Source organism: Psychrobacter sp., assembly GCF_036731945.1.
In the GTDB taxonomy this organism is placed as follows: Bacteria; Pseudomonadota; Gammaproteobacteria; order Pseudomonadales; family Moraxellaceae; genus Psychrobacter.
Genome location: NZ_DAINDI010000026.1, coordinates 222 through 13,502, shown reverse-complemented (window position 1 = coordinate 13,502; position 13,281 = coordinate 222). Strand labels below are relative to the sequence as shown.

Annotated in this window: 20 protein-coding genes; all 20 read right to left on the bottom strand. The window is 46.4% G+C overall.

Going from position 1 to position 13,281, the window contains the following annotated elements; genetic code table 11:
* Positions 1-77 precede the first annotated feature (77 nt).
* On the bottom strand, positions 78-2,474 hold the full coding sequence (locus V7D75_RS07085) for a portal protein (protein ID WP_333613993.1): 2,397 nt from the start codon (positions 2,472-2,474) through the stop codon (positions 78-80).
* Entirely contained in the window at positions 2,471-2,908 is a 438-nt protein-coding gene (locus V7D75_RS07080; protein WP_313205884.1) for a hypothetical protein, read from the bottom strand. Before V7D75_RS07080 ends, V7D75_RS07085 begins: the two co-directional genes overlap by 4 nt.
* Positions 2,909-2,911: 3 nt before the next feature.
* The gene (locus V7D75_RS07075) at positions 2,912-3,184 is read right to left on the bottom strand and encodes a hypothetical protein (protein WP_333613992.1); all 273 of its coding nucleotides are present in this window, start codon (positions 3,182-3,184) and stop codon (positions 2,912-2,914) included.
* On the bottom strand, positions 3,177-3,362 hold the full coding sequence (locus tag V7D75_RS07070) for a hypothetical protein (protein ID WP_333613991.1): 186 nt from the start codon (positions 3,360-3,362) through the stop codon (positions 3,177-3,179). The genes V7D75_RS07075 and V7D75_RS07070 overlap by 8 nt, the downstream gene beginning before the upstream one ends.
* Before the next feature lie 38 nt (positions 3,363-3,400).
* On the bottom strand, positions 3,401-4,915 hold the full coding sequence (locus tag V7D75_RS07065) for a terminase large subunit domain-containing protein (RefSeq protein WP_333613990.1): 1,515 nt from the start codon (positions 4,913-4,915) through the stop codon (positions 3,401-3,403).
* Positions 4,866-5,531 (bottom strand): HGGxSTG domain-containing protein, encoded by a 666-nt coding sequence (locus tag V7D75_RS07060; protein ID WP_333613989.1) that lies wholly within the window; start codon positions 5,529-5,531, stop codon positions 4,866-4,868. Before V7D75_RS07060 ends, V7D75_RS07065 begins: the two co-directional genes overlap by 50 nt.
* A gap of 72 nt (positions 5,532-5,603) precedes the next feature.
* The gene (locus V7D75_RS07055) at positions 5,604-5,999 is read right to left on the bottom strand and encodes a hypothetical protein (protein ID WP_333613988.1); all 396 of its coding nucleotides are present in this window, start codon (positions 5,997-5,999) and stop codon (positions 5,604-5,606) included.
* The gene (locus V7D75_RS07050) at positions 6,000-6,719 is read right to left on the bottom strand and encodes a hypothetical protein (protein WP_333614013.1); all 720 of its coding nucleotides are present in this window, start codon (positions 6,717-6,719) and stop codon (positions 6,000-6,002) included.
* Positions 6,720-7,003: 284 nt separating this feature from the next.
* A complete protein-coding gene (locus V7D75_RS07045; protein ID WP_333613987.1) occupies positions 7,004-7,207 on the bottom strand; it encodes a hypothetical protein in 204 nt (67 codons plus the stop codon).
* Positions 7,200-7,463, bottom strand: coding sequence for a hypothetical protein (locus tag V7D75_RS07040; protein WP_333613986.1), 264 nt, complete (start codon positions 7,461-7,463; stop codon positions 7,200-7,202). The genes V7D75_RS07045 and V7D75_RS07040 overlap by 8 nt, the downstream gene beginning before the upstream one ends.
* 141 nt (positions 7,464-7,604) lie before the next feature.
* Positions 7,605-8,069 carry a hypothetical protein gene (locus V7D75_RS07035; RefSeq protein WP_333613985.1) on the bottom strand — a complete coding sequence of 155 codons (465 nt, stop codon included), beginning with the start codon at positions 8,067-8,069 and terminating at the stop codon, positions 7,605-7,607.
* Positions 8,069-9,016 (bottom strand): deoxynucleotide monophosphate kinase family protein, encoded by a 948-nt coding sequence (locus tag V7D75_RS07030; protein WP_333613984.1) that lies wholly within the window; start codon positions 9,014-9,016, stop codon positions 8,069-8,071. Before V7D75_RS07030 ends, V7D75_RS07035 begins: the two co-directional genes overlap by 1 nt.
* Positions 9,013-9,450, bottom strand: coding sequence for a VRR-NUC domain-containing protein (locus V7D75_RS07025; protein ID WP_333613983.1), 438 nt, complete (start codon positions 9,448-9,450; stop codon positions 9,013-9,015). The genes V7D75_RS07030 and V7D75_RS07025 overlap by 4 nt, the downstream gene beginning before the upstream one ends.
* Before the next feature lie 53 nt (positions 9,451-9,503).
* On the bottom strand, positions 9,504-9,812 hold the full coding sequence (locus V7D75_RS07020; protein ID WP_333613982.1) for a hypothetical protein: 309 nt from the start codon (positions 9,810-9,812) through the stop codon (positions 9,504-9,506).
* A gap of 174 nt (positions 9,813-9,986) precedes the next feature.
* On the bottom strand, positions 9,987-10,316 hold the full coding sequence (locus V7D75_RS07015) for a helix-turn-helix transcriptional regulator (RefSeq protein ID WP_333613981.1): 330 nt from the start codon (positions 10,314-10,316) through the stop codon (positions 9,987-9,989).
* Positions 10,313-10,642 carry a hypothetical protein gene (locus tag V7D75_RS07010; RefSeq protein WP_333613980.1) on the bottom strand — a complete coding sequence of 110 codons (330 nt, stop codon included), beginning with the start codon at positions 10,640-10,642 and terminating at the stop codon, positions 10,313-10,315. The genes V7D75_RS07015 and V7D75_RS07010 overlap by 4 nt, the downstream gene beginning before the upstream one ends.
* A 62-nt stretch (positions 10,643-10,704) precedes the next feature.
* The gene (locus V7D75_RS07005) at positions 10,705-11,085 is read right to left on the bottom strand and encodes a hypothetical protein (protein WP_333613979.1); all 381 of its coding nucleotides are present in this window, start codon (positions 11,083-11,085) and stop codon (positions 10,705-10,707) included.
* On the bottom strand, positions 11,082-11,684 hold the full coding sequence (locus V7D75_RS07000) for a replication protein P (RefSeq protein WP_333613978.1): 603 nt from the start codon (positions 11,682-11,684) through the stop codon (positions 11,082-11,084). The genes V7D75_RS07005 and V7D75_RS07000 overlap by 4 nt, the downstream gene beginning before the upstream one ends.
* A complete protein-coding gene (locus V7D75_RS06995; RefSeq protein WP_333613977.1) occupies positions 11,638-12,582 on the bottom strand; it encodes a hypothetical protein in 945 nt (314 codons plus the stop codon). Before V7D75_RS06995 ends, V7D75_RS07000 begins: the two co-directional genes overlap by 47 nt.
* On the bottom strand, positions 12,582-13,281 hold a 700-nt coding region (locus V7D75_RS06990; protein WP_333613976.1), incomplete at its 5' end, for a phage antirepressor KilAC domain-containing protein. The genes V7D75_RS06990 and V7D75_RS06995, both read right to left, overlap by 1 nt.

Sequence of the window (13,281 nt, the reverse complement as noted above, 5' to 3'; positions counted from 1 at the left end):
CTTGCGGCGCTTAGTGTGAATGGCGAGCGCAACATCTACGATTATTAAAACCGCTTTTAGTAACTTTGATTTCTTGCTCATGCGTCTGGCACTCCTGATTGCTGCCCCATCACTTCTTGCATCATGGCGGCTTCTTCTGGTGATATTGGCGCTTGTCCGTCCTCGCCAGCGGGCGCTTCACCCTCGGGCATGACTGGCTGCTCTGGCATTGGCGGTTGTTCTTGTGGTTCTGGCTCTTGCGGCTGTGCTGGCATGTCAACGTGCATCGGCACTGGTCCTTGCTCAACTGGCTGGCCTTGCGCTTCTAACTGCTCGCCGCCTACCTGTGTCGGCTGTGTGCCGTTCATTATGTTGTCCATATTGTTAATAAGATCGTCAGCAATATTGCTAAGCTCAGCGTTATTAACCACAACTCCAGCGGCTTCAAGGTACTTAACCAATGCTTCAGCTTGAGCACGTCTTGCATTAGCTTTTTCGCGCTCACCTTCACGGTTGTATTGGTTGGCACGCGAGTTGTCGAGGTTGATTGCTGATTTCTGTTTTGCAATCTCAAGCTCAAACGCCTGTTCTTGCATTGCTTGCTGTTTCGCTTGCTCTTGTGCTTGTGCTTCTTCACGCGCTTGTTTATCATCCTCGTTCTCGTCTATTGGCGGCAATCCTGATACTTCGCGCAGCTTGCTAGATAAGCGCTCTTTGTTTGGCAAGTCTTGCAAGTCAATCGCCATTTCAATGAAGGCAATCGCAATCGCTGGATCGCCCGTTGCTTGTGTTATCTGTGCTGATACATTCATCAACTGCTCAGACAGCGCTTGACGCATGGTCTGGCGATAATCACGCTCTGATATTACAAAATCGGCTTGCGTCGCGGTAATGTCTGTCTCTGGTGTGGCGTTCAATACCACAAAATCTTTTTCACCGGGGTTCTTAATGTCACTGGTTACGCGAAACTGCATTTCACGATTGATGTACTGCTCGCACAGCGATAGCACAAGCTCACCCTCTAGCTGGTGCGCCAGTTGGTGATTGTCGATGATAGGCGTGGTGATAACAGTGCCTTGCTCTTGCAATGACTGAATAGCGATACCTGACAAAGCATTTTGATTCATACCTCGGTTTTCGCTAGTGACGCCACTGATTTGCTTTAAGTACGCGCTATCCATTTCAGCGAACTGCACATGCGGACCTGCCAGCGCTTGATTGTCGCGTATCTCAAAGCGTGCGTTCTTCTTAACCTCAACATAGCCATTAACTTTAGCGACTTGCTTGATAGCCTCGTCTTTATCATCGACTGCGCCTTCATCAGCAATCACTTGGCGTGTGGCCATAAGATAAAGCGCTTGGTTCTTACGCTGGTTTAAATCTGATTGCGGGTCAACAATCTGACGCACGACGCCATAAGGTGACTTGGTTGTCTTATCGATGAACGCTAAGCGGCGCACAAACGGATAGCGGTTGTGCTTATAGATTGATGGGCCATGAAACAATACAGTCGTCGCGGTATAGATAGCCATGTGCATCTGTTCGCGCACTGTCTCGCGCTTTTTAGCGCCTTTCTCCAGCGCTGCTTGATGCTCTTGCTTATTGCTGTCAAATATCTGACCGGTCAACCCGCCAGCATTAGCTAATAGCTCCACTCGTTCTGTTTTGCGATACCACATTTCCCACACACGCACAGCGCGGCGCGTTGATGAGTAGTGACCACCTCTGATACTCATTGAGCCTGAGCGCACCACATTGATGTTGGCGTCGCTGCACTGGCTCAACCTATGCGAGTTGTTGTATAAAGTATTGCCGTCATCGCCTGTCTGGTCAAAACGCAAGTCGTCGTCAAGCTCTTGATACTCGCCAGCGTCCTGCTCAATCTCATCTTTCTTCTTCGGGAACCACTGCTCAAGCGTTTCAACGTCGACTATCTTGGTTATCCACATATAGCGGCTGTCTGACATATCAGCTTTGACCGATTGACCATCGACCAATACGTTCTGCCAATTCTCATAGTTAAGCTGAACCATCAGCTCACCATCTTCGTTTGGCTCTACGCTTACTCGTGTCCAGCCTTCGCCAGTCTTGACGCAATCCTCAAACGCGGTACTGCGTTGCCACTTGGCTTTATTAATATCATCAATGTATTTAATGAGTTTGGTCTTTAATTGCGCTGGCTCGACATCATCAGCGGTGCGCGGTAGTACGTTCCAGTCGCTACGCGCGCGGCGCTCTGAGCCGATAATCCAATCGACCGCTGGCTTGATCTCGTTATAGGTGCGCGGCTTTTGGTTGCGTTCGGCATAGACTTGCTTTTCTTCATCGCTGAATTGGTGCCCGTCATAGAAGCGCTCATCGCGTGCCCGCAGCGCTCGACCTTCTGCTTGTGCTTCGCGCTCGTACTCATACATATCACGCGCCCACACAAGAAACTTGCCGTCCTTTGTTAGTTTAAAGTCGTCATCTAGTCCGTGTGTCGCTTGATTACTCATGAGTTGGCAATATCCATTAGTCCGGTGGTAAAGGTATCTTCACCTTCAAAGTATTTGTCCAGCGCCTTGCGGTTTAAATCCTCACCTTCTGGCTTGTGCATGACCAGCTGATCGATGTTTTCAAGTAAGCAATCCATGACAGCATGTTTGTCAAAGTCGGTTGAGTGACCATTCCACAAGTATTGGGCGCAATCTTCTGCCGTATCGGACAGAAACTTACCGTCCTTCTCGCGCAACTGGTACGCTTGATTGCGGCGCACAGCGATATAAGACTTGCCAATGCCAAACGCACGACGGCACAGTATCAATGCCGCATCATTGGCGGTTGCGCCTTCGTCTGCTTCAAAAAATACGTTTGAGATAAATGCTTGCAAGCCATAGCCTTTTTTAACTGCTGCTGGTACTGGCACGCCGTATCGTATGGTTAGTGACATTACCTACTCCACTGCTTCATAAGTCTTGGCAAAAATATCAGGCTTGCACGGGTAAAATTCGCCATTAACGCCTTTGATAATGTAGTCCCAATGGTTAGCGGTCATAGCGCCTTCTAGCGTCTGTATCGTTAATGATGACGGCGCACTACTTGTCGGCATGTGATAACTAGGGCGATATTCAAATGCGTCATACGGCATAAATCCATCTACTGACTGCAATGTTCCATCGAACTGAACAGCGTCAATCACCACTGGCTTTTTGCGATACTTAGCCATTGCTCTTATCCTTTAATTGCTTAATCAATCGTTTAGCGTCCGCATTACCATTGTTCGCACGCTTCTGTAGCGCCTCTAAGCTGTAATCGCTCAGAGCTTTGCTAACATTCTTGCCCTGCGCTCTGCCAAACAGCACGCTATTGGGTATCTGGTAATGCGTCATGGTTATTTTTCCCACAAAAAAGCCACCTTCGATGAGGTGGCTTTGGTGTTTGGTTATAAAACCGTCGTATTGTTATTGACCTTGTTACGTCCTGCCCTCGGCTTGACCTTCGCATGTCTGAGCATCATCACGCCGTAGCGCGTGGCATCCATCAAGTCATCGTACAGCTTCTTAATCTTGCCCTTATCGCGATGATAGGTGCGGCGCTCGTCCTGCCATTCAGTACAATCGCTGAAAACAAAGAACCTGCCAGTCTCCATGCGCTGTAGTATTTCCATGAGGCCAGCCTCGACGCCGTTGGTGCCATCATCATGCGTGGCATTTTCATCGAGCATGTTGACGCCTTCGTCGCGGTACTGCTCAGCGAGTGTTAAGCCACTGCCTTTGTCATGCTGATAACCATCATGCGGCCATGCGACTGGCTGCCATGATCCGTTATCGTTAAAGTGTGGCGCGTGTTCTCGCGGTGTGCGCTCTCGTGCTGCATACTCGTCTGTGACATAAACAATATCATTATCTCTATCCCATGCCAGCGTAACGCACGTTGTCGGATGGTCCCACCCAAAGTCCATACCTTTGATTTGCGGCCAGTGCGCCGGTATATCGAACCGCTCAACGGTGATTTCATCTTCATCAATCGGATAGATAAGACCACTGCCAGCGTAAGGTATGTCTTCCATACGCGCTTTGTGCTCGTGTTTCGGGAATAACGCTAAGTAGTTTGCCTTGTCATCGTCTGTTAAATGCGGCGCGTCGTTCCAAGTAGCGCGTGTAACACTGGTAATTCCTTCATCGGCTTTCTCAATGAAGTTCTTGACCATCGGCGTTACGCCCATCAGCGGCGTAAACGTGATATAAATCAAGCCGCGTGTCGTTGCTGTCCGCGTCAAACACTCGGTATAAACTTCTTCTGGCGGCTCCTCATCCAGATGAATGTAGTGCATCGCCGTACCTTCAAAGCTTCCTCGGCCTTGTTGGTATGACTTCAAGCCAATGTACGACCAACCACCGCTGGCATGTTTGACCTTGACTGTATCGATCAAGTCAGCAACGCCAGACTTCCACCTAATTGATTTTTGGTCAATCAAGTGAATAGGGATAATGCCCGTGCCGTCTATGGTCTTTTTCTTGCCACCATCTTTAAAGACGACATTACCAAACAATTCGACTTGCAGAATGTCGCGTGTCGTCTCGTTGGTCTTGCCAGCAATCCAGCCTTTGGTTGGATGGTCAAAGCGCTTGCCTTCCCACCACTCCGGATAAAGGCCGGTTGCGTGCAAGGTATCCTCGTACGTGCCAGCAATCGTTTTACCGACACGGTTGCCCGCCATGAATAAGCGCGAGCCGTAGAACGCGCCATCACTGAAGAACGATAGGTGCTTGGTATAACCATGCCTTGCAAACGGTCCGTCATCAGGGAAGTAGCTGTATAGCTTGTACTGCTCTCGCTTCTGGCGTTCTTTGATAACTTTAATCAATGCGCGTTTGTTCTTAGCGCTTAAACCCGGTAGATAAGCTTTAAGACTTTCTGCTGAGTAATTCAAGAGCATACTCGTCGAGTTCGTCATCTGTCATATCATCCAAGTCTTTCTCTTTACCGCCAGTCGGTGTTTTCTCCGCCTCTCTCTTCTTCTGTTCCAGCTCAACAACTGCAATCTGCTGCTTAACCAATTGCATCTCTAGTCTAGCAATCAAGTTAATCAGCCGGGCTTCTTCGTTAGCCCAGTCTCGTGTGCGATAAACCCTAGTGCGTTTTAGCGGCTCTGATTCTTGCCCGCCATAATCATCTTCATCAGGATCATAATATTCACCGCATCTGGCTGCATCTTTAGCGCGAGCTTTCTTAACGACATCTTCATCTTCTTCGTCAGCCAGTGTCTCGTCTTTAATCTCGTCCAGCGCTGGCGTGTCGCCCTGCGCTTTACGATAAGCCAAGCAATTAGCAAGCTGTATGCGTGCGATTGCAAGCTCGCGGCTTACCGTGCCCTGCATTGCTATCGCATCGTCTATCTGACTGTCATCAAAGATACGACTGTAGATGCCATGCTTTACGCTGTTGTTATTGCCTCTGGGCGCACCTGGTGATAAGCCGCCGTGCAATCGGCAACGCTTCTTACCAGCAATAGGCTTGTTGTTGCAAGGCTTACCAGCTCGTGTCTTAGCACCGCAAATATTATCTGCCATGCTTGCACCTCTCTGGTTTACCTCGCATGTAAAAAAGACTCACAGCAAACAGATACTTATGAGTCAAAAGAGTTAAGTGTTGTCTGTTTGAGTTGGCATCACTGATGGATTATCCCTCGCCATGCCTTCTGTGATAAAAACATCTTCTAAGCCGTCCATAATCATATTAACGATAGTCGCGCCATGACGATTGCCCTTATCTTCATTGACCACGCCTGTCTGTACGTCATAGTTTGGATAAAGTTTTGCAAGTGTTTCCTCATTGATTGGTACAATCATATTGCCCGCATCAACAAACATTTCTTTGCCATCAGCTAGAACAACTCTATCTTCCATCACGAAAGTAACACTCGCTTGCATTGCTGTATCTGCTGTTGCGCCTAGTGGTTGAGCTGGGTTATTAATTAATATCTGCTTGGCTCGTCTGCGACTGGTGCCGACAGCGTCGGTATACGTGTAGTTTGACATTTAAACCTCGTAAGTTATGAGTATAGTCACCGGCTGGTTATACAAAGATACCGCGTCGACAGGTATTATTCTCACCCCTGCGCTGTCAGTATATGATTTGTACTTAATGCCTACGTCAGGATAATCGGGCGGAAAAAGCTGCAGTCTTGTCTCAACAAAGATAGATACTGATAGTATTTTTAATACATTGAGTCCATGAGGTATGACTTTTATTGCTGCACTACCAGAGAATGTATCTACTATCTTTTTATAAGCAATTTTTGGTGCGCCCACGCCGATTTGGATGCTATTAGCTGCTAAATTTGGTGTGCCTGAATGATAAAATTCTTTCCAACTTTCGTACTCGGAACCTGTTTGTTTGTTTCTGAAATACACTTTCCCGTAATCGTACGAAAACCAAACTTGCGAACCCCACGTAGGGTCGCCAATGTATAAAACCTTACCAATTTGCGCGTTTGGCGCGTCCGCAGGTCCTGCTCCGGTGGTTATACGCGCTGAGCCAAAGCCGTTGATATGCTGGTCTTTTAGTAGCACTCCTGACTGTATGAGATAGTTACCGCCAATACCAAAAGCCCCAACCTCCATCACATTGCCTGCGACTGGTCCCACCAAACGACTCGCTGCATGAGTGGTGTTGCTAAAGTTCGCGTTAATCTTAATGTTGGCACTTCGCGGCGTATCACCGCCCGGCACTGTCAAGTCAACTGTCTGGATAGCCATAAAATCACCCACAAAAAAAGCCCACACCAGTTAAGGTATGAGCTTTTTAGAATATATTTAGTGCGGTAAGTCTGGCGGATTGCGAATACACAACCCCTTATCCATCGACCTACCCGTTCACGATATCACAAAGTTACCCCAAGTCGTGCCAATAATCAAGCTATTTTGAGCGAGAAACGTAAGTTAACGCGATTACACTTGATATTTGTTTGCATGGGGTTGTTTTGCTGGCGGGTGTGTGGGCTTGCGGGCGTATATTGAGTGACATACACAAAAAAACCCCGCTACTTGGCGAGGTGGTCTGTAACTTGAGCGAGTAGTGATTGCCAATCCTGCCATTTCATCGTTCGCGTGCCAGCCTTATGCTTTTCAAACGTGCCTTTGGGTATGTTAAACAACTCACAAAAGGCAACGTTTGATAGCTCGGTCAGCTCAACCAACTTGGCGTAGTTGGCTGGCGTGTAACCGCTTTCAGGTAGATTAATCATTTAGCGTTACCGACCAAGGATTATCCCAGTCACAAGCAATGCTTTCGTCGTCGTTAGTCCGTGGGTCAAAATCATCTTGCAAGTGCCAAACTATATCGTACTTGTTACCGTCTTTATCCTCAGCTTTACCAACGTACTCAGTGTTGTGTGGCTGGCTGTCATTATGAGACATATAAGCGTCTTGAGTGATGGTTAGCTCGATAGTATCTTGATTGCTATTTAAGCCAAAATCATTTGCATTGATTGTAATAGTCATAATGTATTGCTCCGTAGTAGATTGATACCGTTGTTTGCTTGGTATGTGTATAATATAGCTCCCATTTTGGGTGCTGTCAACACTTATTTTCAATTAATTTAAAATAAAAAAAAGAACGCCTGAGCGCTCTTGTATTATCAATCACACCAGCTCCAAAATAGCCTCATAAATATGCCGCTCAGCATTAGCTAAATGCTCCTGCACCTTACGCACATGAGACTGCTTCGTCGTGCCAGCCCCATGCTCAAACTTACTCACAGTCTCTTTACTCAGCTTAGTATAAGAGTATTTATATAAATAATACTGTTTAATAATCTTAGCCCACATATTCAGCACTGGATCAAGTGACGTTCGCATCTGTCCAAGCTCGCGCTCAATCAGCGTGTAGTACGCTTCATCATCCATATCAAACAATAACGGACGGCTGCCAGACGCGCCCTGCTGCACGTTATCACGCATAATGTTAGCGCAAGGCGATTGATAGCCTAAATGCGCCCAATTTGACCCTCTCCTGCTGTAATCTCCCCACCCTTCTAGCCAGCTTTGCACCTCAAGTAAGTCTAATATCGCTGTCGCTTTATCTAATTGCTCAAAAACATCAGTCATCAGTTAGCCTCGCTTATAAAATCACCCAACACCGCATTACCATCTACCTGACCATGCAACCAAGCCAAGTCACGCGAATTATCAATCACAATATCGCCAGGCTTAAATGCAATAGCGTTCTCCGATACGTGATTGCCCTCGATACCGCCACGGCCAACTAAGTGAATCAGCACGCCATGCTCGCGTACCAGCTCCGCTTCATTCTCAAAACGAACATCAGGCACAATCACACACTCGCCAGCGTTCAAACGCGCAAACGCTTTTACCCAGATATCACCATCAATCATGTGACGGCCCCATTCTGTGCCCAGTGTCTGCATCATGTGACGTGGTGTGACGCCATAATCATCGCTTACTACCGCTTTTTTATCGTCACTACAGTCAACCCCAATAGCGCGTAGCATTTCTTTAATCGGATCAGCGAACGATGAGCGCAACCAAATACCATCTAAGTTATCGAGCATGTAGCTAGCAAGTGTATCTTTGCCGCTGCGTGCTTGTCCTGCGATACCGATTAGGCGCATCTTGCTAGCAATAGAATTACAACTCGAACAGCCTAGACCTTGATTGACTGCTTCATAATCCAAACTACCCTCGGGCATTTTTGCGTCACAACTGAGGCATACCGCTACTTTTACCGACTTATCATCTGTACCTTCATCCCACTTTATATCGCTAAAAGTCTGCGCTGGCGTGTCATCGTTGAATGTGTCGTCAACTTGAGGCTGCTCCAGATATTTATATCTTTTGTATATCATTTCCTGCCTATCGACCGGCAATGACTCTAAGTAACTATCCAAACTTGGATAACACTCGCGATGCTGAATTGACTGTAAGCAAAATAAACATAAGTCTCCTAACTCCATGTCCTTTATCTTATCTTTAGAGTGCGCCGCATAAGTCGAATTACAGCCTCCACATACTACAAATCCTTGAATCTCACTCACAACGCCTTCTCCTTTTTATCAGTAATTAACAACTCGCCTGCCATGTATTTTTTAATTGTTCCAGTGGCGTCTTGAAAGCCCTTGCACACCACTGCGTAATAACCTTCCTCATTCAGCACCGCAATACGCTCTTTTTGGTTGTCTTGCGTTCTACCACCTTTCAACTTCTTCAGCTCAATCCGCAATCCGTGATAACCGCCTTTCGGTATATCTAGCATTAAGTCCGGATAACCTGCCTGCACTCCCATGCGTTTGAGCTTGGCGGCCTCCTTATCCTTGCGATAACCACCGTTTGCCGGATGACTTAGGTAGTAAGCTAACGGCCTGCCCTTGTATTTCTGCAACTTCGCCCAGTTAATGATTGATATCTGAATATCATCTTCTGACTTCGCTGGCATGACGATACTTTTCTTACCATCTTTATCAGTGACCACCCTAGCCTTCTTAAACCTTGCAATTCGCGCCAATTTCACACCCTCCTGCCCTTTTAAATCGTCCTGACCGACGTATGTACCGAACCGACGTTAAGGTCGCTCAAATCGTCATACAGTACGCCCCCTTCTCGGTCCCACTCACACACCTTGCCGTTATCTCTCACGCCGTCTATCTCAATCGCGCTCGCTGAGTAACGCTGTAGCGCGATGTTGTAGGTCAACCCAATAACAAAATCACCTGCCTGCGTCACCGCTGAATTTTTACGATAGATCATAGCGTTCGGCTTGCCAGCCTTGAGCGCTGCTACTAAATCAGCAAATTTGCGCTCGCCTGGCGTGTAGTCGGATGGGTGTTTTTTCATGCTGTACGCTCAGCAAGTGATTTCTTAAATCCTTCTAACCGCTTTTCTCGCTCTTTATCGAGCTTGTCAGTCATTGTTTTAAATTCGCTAATGCAAAAATGACAATGGCTATTTTTTATCTTCGACAAAGAAACAAGGCTGTACTCGATCAAGCTTCCGCATCTTCTGCAAATATTACTCATCCTTACTCTCCTGACTAAAATCACCATCGCGCCAGCGCTCAAGCATAGCTCTAGTCTTAGTAAGGTCGGTTATCACTGGCGTGATAGACAAGACAAGAGGGTTGTCAGACAAATGGTTGCCTGTCGCCTTACACCAATTATCAATAATTGCTGCATCTACTCCGCTGTTTGGATTTAAGGCGCCGATGTTGTGCTCATAATTTGACAGGTGGGCGGGAGTAAATCCCATTTCCTTGCTCATAGTCATGAGCGTCATATTGTTTTTTAAGCGTATGGTTTTAAGTTCAACGCCTAATGCGCAGTCGATTCTAGAGTCACTCACTTGCCCGCCTCCTTAAAATCCAATATCCCTGCTCGCTCAAAGTAATCTTTACGGCTCACTGGCTTTGCTTTTGGCTTAGCCGCTGGCTTGTTGACGTGGTACTTGCCAGCGGCATCAAAGTATTCACTGTGATTAACCGCGTCTTTAGCGTGCTCATCTGGTATAACCGGTACCACTTTAAAACTGTTGGCTTCAGCGATAGCATTCATAACATCGTGTAGCGTGATGAAATGCGCTCGTACCTTTAAACCGTCATGCCCTACATTTATTGTTAAGACCTGAGTGTTATCGCCCAGTAGCTCCACACTCGCTGAATCGTTGCACATATTGTAAAAATCTATCGAGTCAGTAAGGTCTATCGTTAAACCGTCTAGTCGTATTGATGCCATTACGCTTGCGCTCCACGATGTTTAATAAACTTGTCTTTGAAACGACCTATTTCTATTTGAAAACGGCCATTGCCTAACCCATTTTTTATGTTGTAGATACCCAACCCTTGCTTCAGTCGAACCTCGTCAACGACGAATACTTTGTGCGTTCTGCTTAGGTAGTTATCTTTCCTGCTTACCCACTCACTGCCTTCGGTTATACCAATAAGCGATTCAATGCACACAAACTCTCTCAAAAACTGGTCTAAATTCATGCTGCGAGAATGGCGGTTGCCTTTGTACTCAAAAAATACCTCATTGTTTCTAGGCTCGTGCCAAACCCTAACCCTCACGTTTTTGTTTCTTCTAATCCAAACTTGGCCTGCTTCGACATTACTCATACCGCCACCCTCCGCAACTCTGCCAATTCCGCTGTTATCCGCTTATCCGCCTCACTACCTGCCTGCACCGGAGTATGCTCATAAGCGACTTGGTGCGACTGTGGAATAACAAACGTCTTGCCAGCCTTGTGCTCACTCACCACTTGCTCATACACTGCTTCAAACGTCTTAAAAAAGTAGTCCGTCGCACTTGCCAGCTTTCCCCAGCCAATCCTATTTGCTGTCTCATAAACCACTTCATGCTTCCAGTTGCGTTCTATGTCACCCTTCATGCCGCAATTTTGACAAGCGGTGGTAAAAGCGTCGTTGGGTGTGGGGTATATATCAACCTCGCCTTGCCTGCATAGCTGAATAAACTTGTAAGCGCGTTCTACGGGATAATCCTGCTGCTTGATTGCTTGCCAGCGGCCACGTTGGTACTGTTCTGCGTTGATACCACTCTCTAGTAGCTCAACCGCCCATTCGCGTGCCTTGGCTGGCGTGTAGCGATGATCTTTGGCGTCAAACAAGGCACCGTATTCTTCTTTAAGTTCTGCAAAAAGATTTAAGACTCTAGCTGTAGCAGTCTGTATGGCTGCCGGGCTGTACTTCGATTCCAAACTCTTCGTTAAACTCTCGCTGCATCCGCTGTTTGTATTCTTCTGTAGTTTCTCTGCGAGGTTTGCTGTTAGCTGGTTGGTTGCTTGCATGAGTGTTCCCCTGAGTATTGTTTTGCTGTGCATTAAGCGCTGCGATCTTGATTAGTTTCTTTTCCAACTGCTCAGTTGACCTAACGGCAATCTCAATTAGGTTCTGACCATTGGTAACATGCCAGCTATCAGTGGCAACGTAGGTCATAGCATCAATAATTTGCTGTTCTGTGAAATCATCATCCAATCGTGCGTTAATGTGACTAAGACGTTTTTTAGAGGGTTTGATTTTTTGACCAGATAATTCAATCCATTTGTCAAAAAGCGATTTAACTAAAATCTCTCGCTCTTGTTTTGCTGGTGATGGTTTTTTAGATTCAGGTTTTTTAACCTCATCGGCCTTTATAGTTTTCTTTAAAGAAGTTTTATTTATGTTTTCTTTATTACTTCCCATATTTTGACCCAGTTCTTGGTCATATTTTGGGAATCTAATGGTCATATTTTGGGATGCTAAATTTTGGGATGCTAAATTCTGACCATGTTTTTTAGCATCAAAAGCTGCGATATTTTCATAGTTCAAAGTGTAAATAGCAGTCTTTCTTTGTTGAACTTCTTGGTTTAAAAATCCAAACTCAACCAATTCAATCACCGCTTTTGAGACAGTGTTTTTACTCATGTTGCATGCTTTCTGCAAAAAGGTGTTTGATAAAGCAGCGTCATTATTGCCTTGATAACCTTCAATCATTCTGACCATTCGCATAAGCACACCAAAAGCAATAGGCGTTAGATACGGCTGTGCATCAAATATCTTGTTATCTACCTGTGTAAAGCCTGTCGCTTGCATTGCGTACCTCTTATTGGTATTCATTAGAACGCTCCTTCGCTTGTTAGGCGCTCAATTACCCACGCCTCACCTTTCAAGCTAAATAACGCCTGTGAGTGTCCTTCTGGCGTCTGTTTTAACTCACCTAGTCCTTGTTGTATAAACCATGAGTTAAAGACCCTTGAGCGTTTCACTGCCTGGTTATACACCTTTAGCTCATCAAGTATCTTATTGAGCTTGACCGCTGATAAACCTATCTTTTGACCGACCTGTGTGGCAGTGAGTAGTCCTTTGCGACTAACCACGTTGTCGTAATGGCTGACCTTTGGCGCAGCAAGCGCTAATTGCTCTTGTGCTATCTCTTTGGCTTTATATTGTTCTGCCCATGCGATAGCAGCCTCATACGGATCAGTAAAGTTAGGTAGTGCTGGCACGACTGGGTTGTTTGCTGATACTTGCTGTTCCAACTCTTGCCAGCGTTCAATGATTCGCTTCCTTAGAAGCACGTTGTAACCGGACACGATTATCAAGGTCGTGTTCTTATCTAGGTGGCATACGGGATATGACTGCTTGTTTTGTGGATTTACCTCCAAGCCAAACGTAACGCCTTCTACAGGGGTATCCCCAAGAAGTTGCACACCTTCGTTATCATTCCAATCCATGCTTCGCACGTTAATTCCACGCTCCATCTGAATAACTGCTCCAGCGTAAGCTCTAATATCTCTTAGAACATGGTCATGGCGC

Excerpts from the sequence above, each read along its gene's own strand:
- V7D75_RS07085 (WP_333613993.1), bottom strand. The coding sequence starts at position 2,474 with ATGAGTAATCAAGCGACACACGGACTAGATGACGACTTTAAACTAACA.
- V7D75_RS07080 (WP_313205884.1), bottom strand. The coding sequence starts at position 2,908 with ATGTCACTAACCATACGATACGGCGTGCCAGTACCAGCAGCAGTTAAA.
- V7D75_RS07075 (WP_333613992.1), bottom strand. The coding sequence starts at position 3,184 with ATGGCTAAGTATCGCAAAAAGCCAGTGGTGATTGACGCTGTTCAGTTC.
- V7D75_RS07065 (WP_333613990.1), bottom strand. The coding sequence starts at position 4,915 with ATGACGAACTCGACGAGTATGCTCTTGAATTACTCAGCAGAAAGTCTT.
- V7D75_RS07060 (WP_333613989.1), bottom strand. The coding sequence starts at position 5,531 with ATGGCAGATAATATTTGCGGTGCTAAGACACGAGCTGGTAAGCCTTGC.
- V7D75_RS07055 (WP_333613988.1), bottom strand. The coding sequence starts at position 5,999 with ATGTCAAACTACACGTATACCGACGCTGTCGGCACCAGTCGCAGACGA.
- V7D75_RS07050 (WP_333614013.1), bottom strand. The coding sequence starts at position 6,719 with ATGGCTATCCAGACAGTTGACTTGACAGTGCCGGGCGGTGATACGCCG.
- V7D75_RS07045 (WP_333613987.1), bottom strand. The coding sequence starts at position 7,207 with ATGATTAATCTACCTGAAAGCGGTTACACGCCAGCCAACTACGCCAAG.
- V7D75_RS07040 (WP_333613986.1), bottom strand. The coding sequence starts at position 7,463 with ATGACTATTACAATCAATGCAAATGATTTTGGCTTAAATAGCAATCAA.
- V7D75_RS07035 (WP_333613985.1), bottom strand. The coding sequence starts at position 8,069 with ATGACTGATGTTTTTGAGCAATTAGATAAAGCGACAGCGATATTAGAC.
- V7D75_RS07020 (WP_333613982.1), bottom strand. The coding sequence starts at position 9,812 with ATGAAAAAACACCCATCCGACTACACGCCAGGCGAGCGCAAATTTGCT.
- V7D75_RS07010 (WP_333613980.1), bottom strand. The coding sequence starts at position 10,642 with ATGTGCAACGATTCAGCGAGTGTGGAGCTACTGGGCGATAACACTCAG.
- V7D75_RS07005 (WP_333613979.1), bottom strand. The coding sequence starts at position 11,085 with ATGAGTAATGTCGAAGCAGGCCAAGTTTGGATTAGAAGAAACAAAAAC.
- V7D75_RS06995 (WP_333613977.1), bottom strand. The coding sequence starts at position 12,582 with ATGAATACCAATAAGAGGTACGCAATGCAAGCGACAGGCTTTACACAG.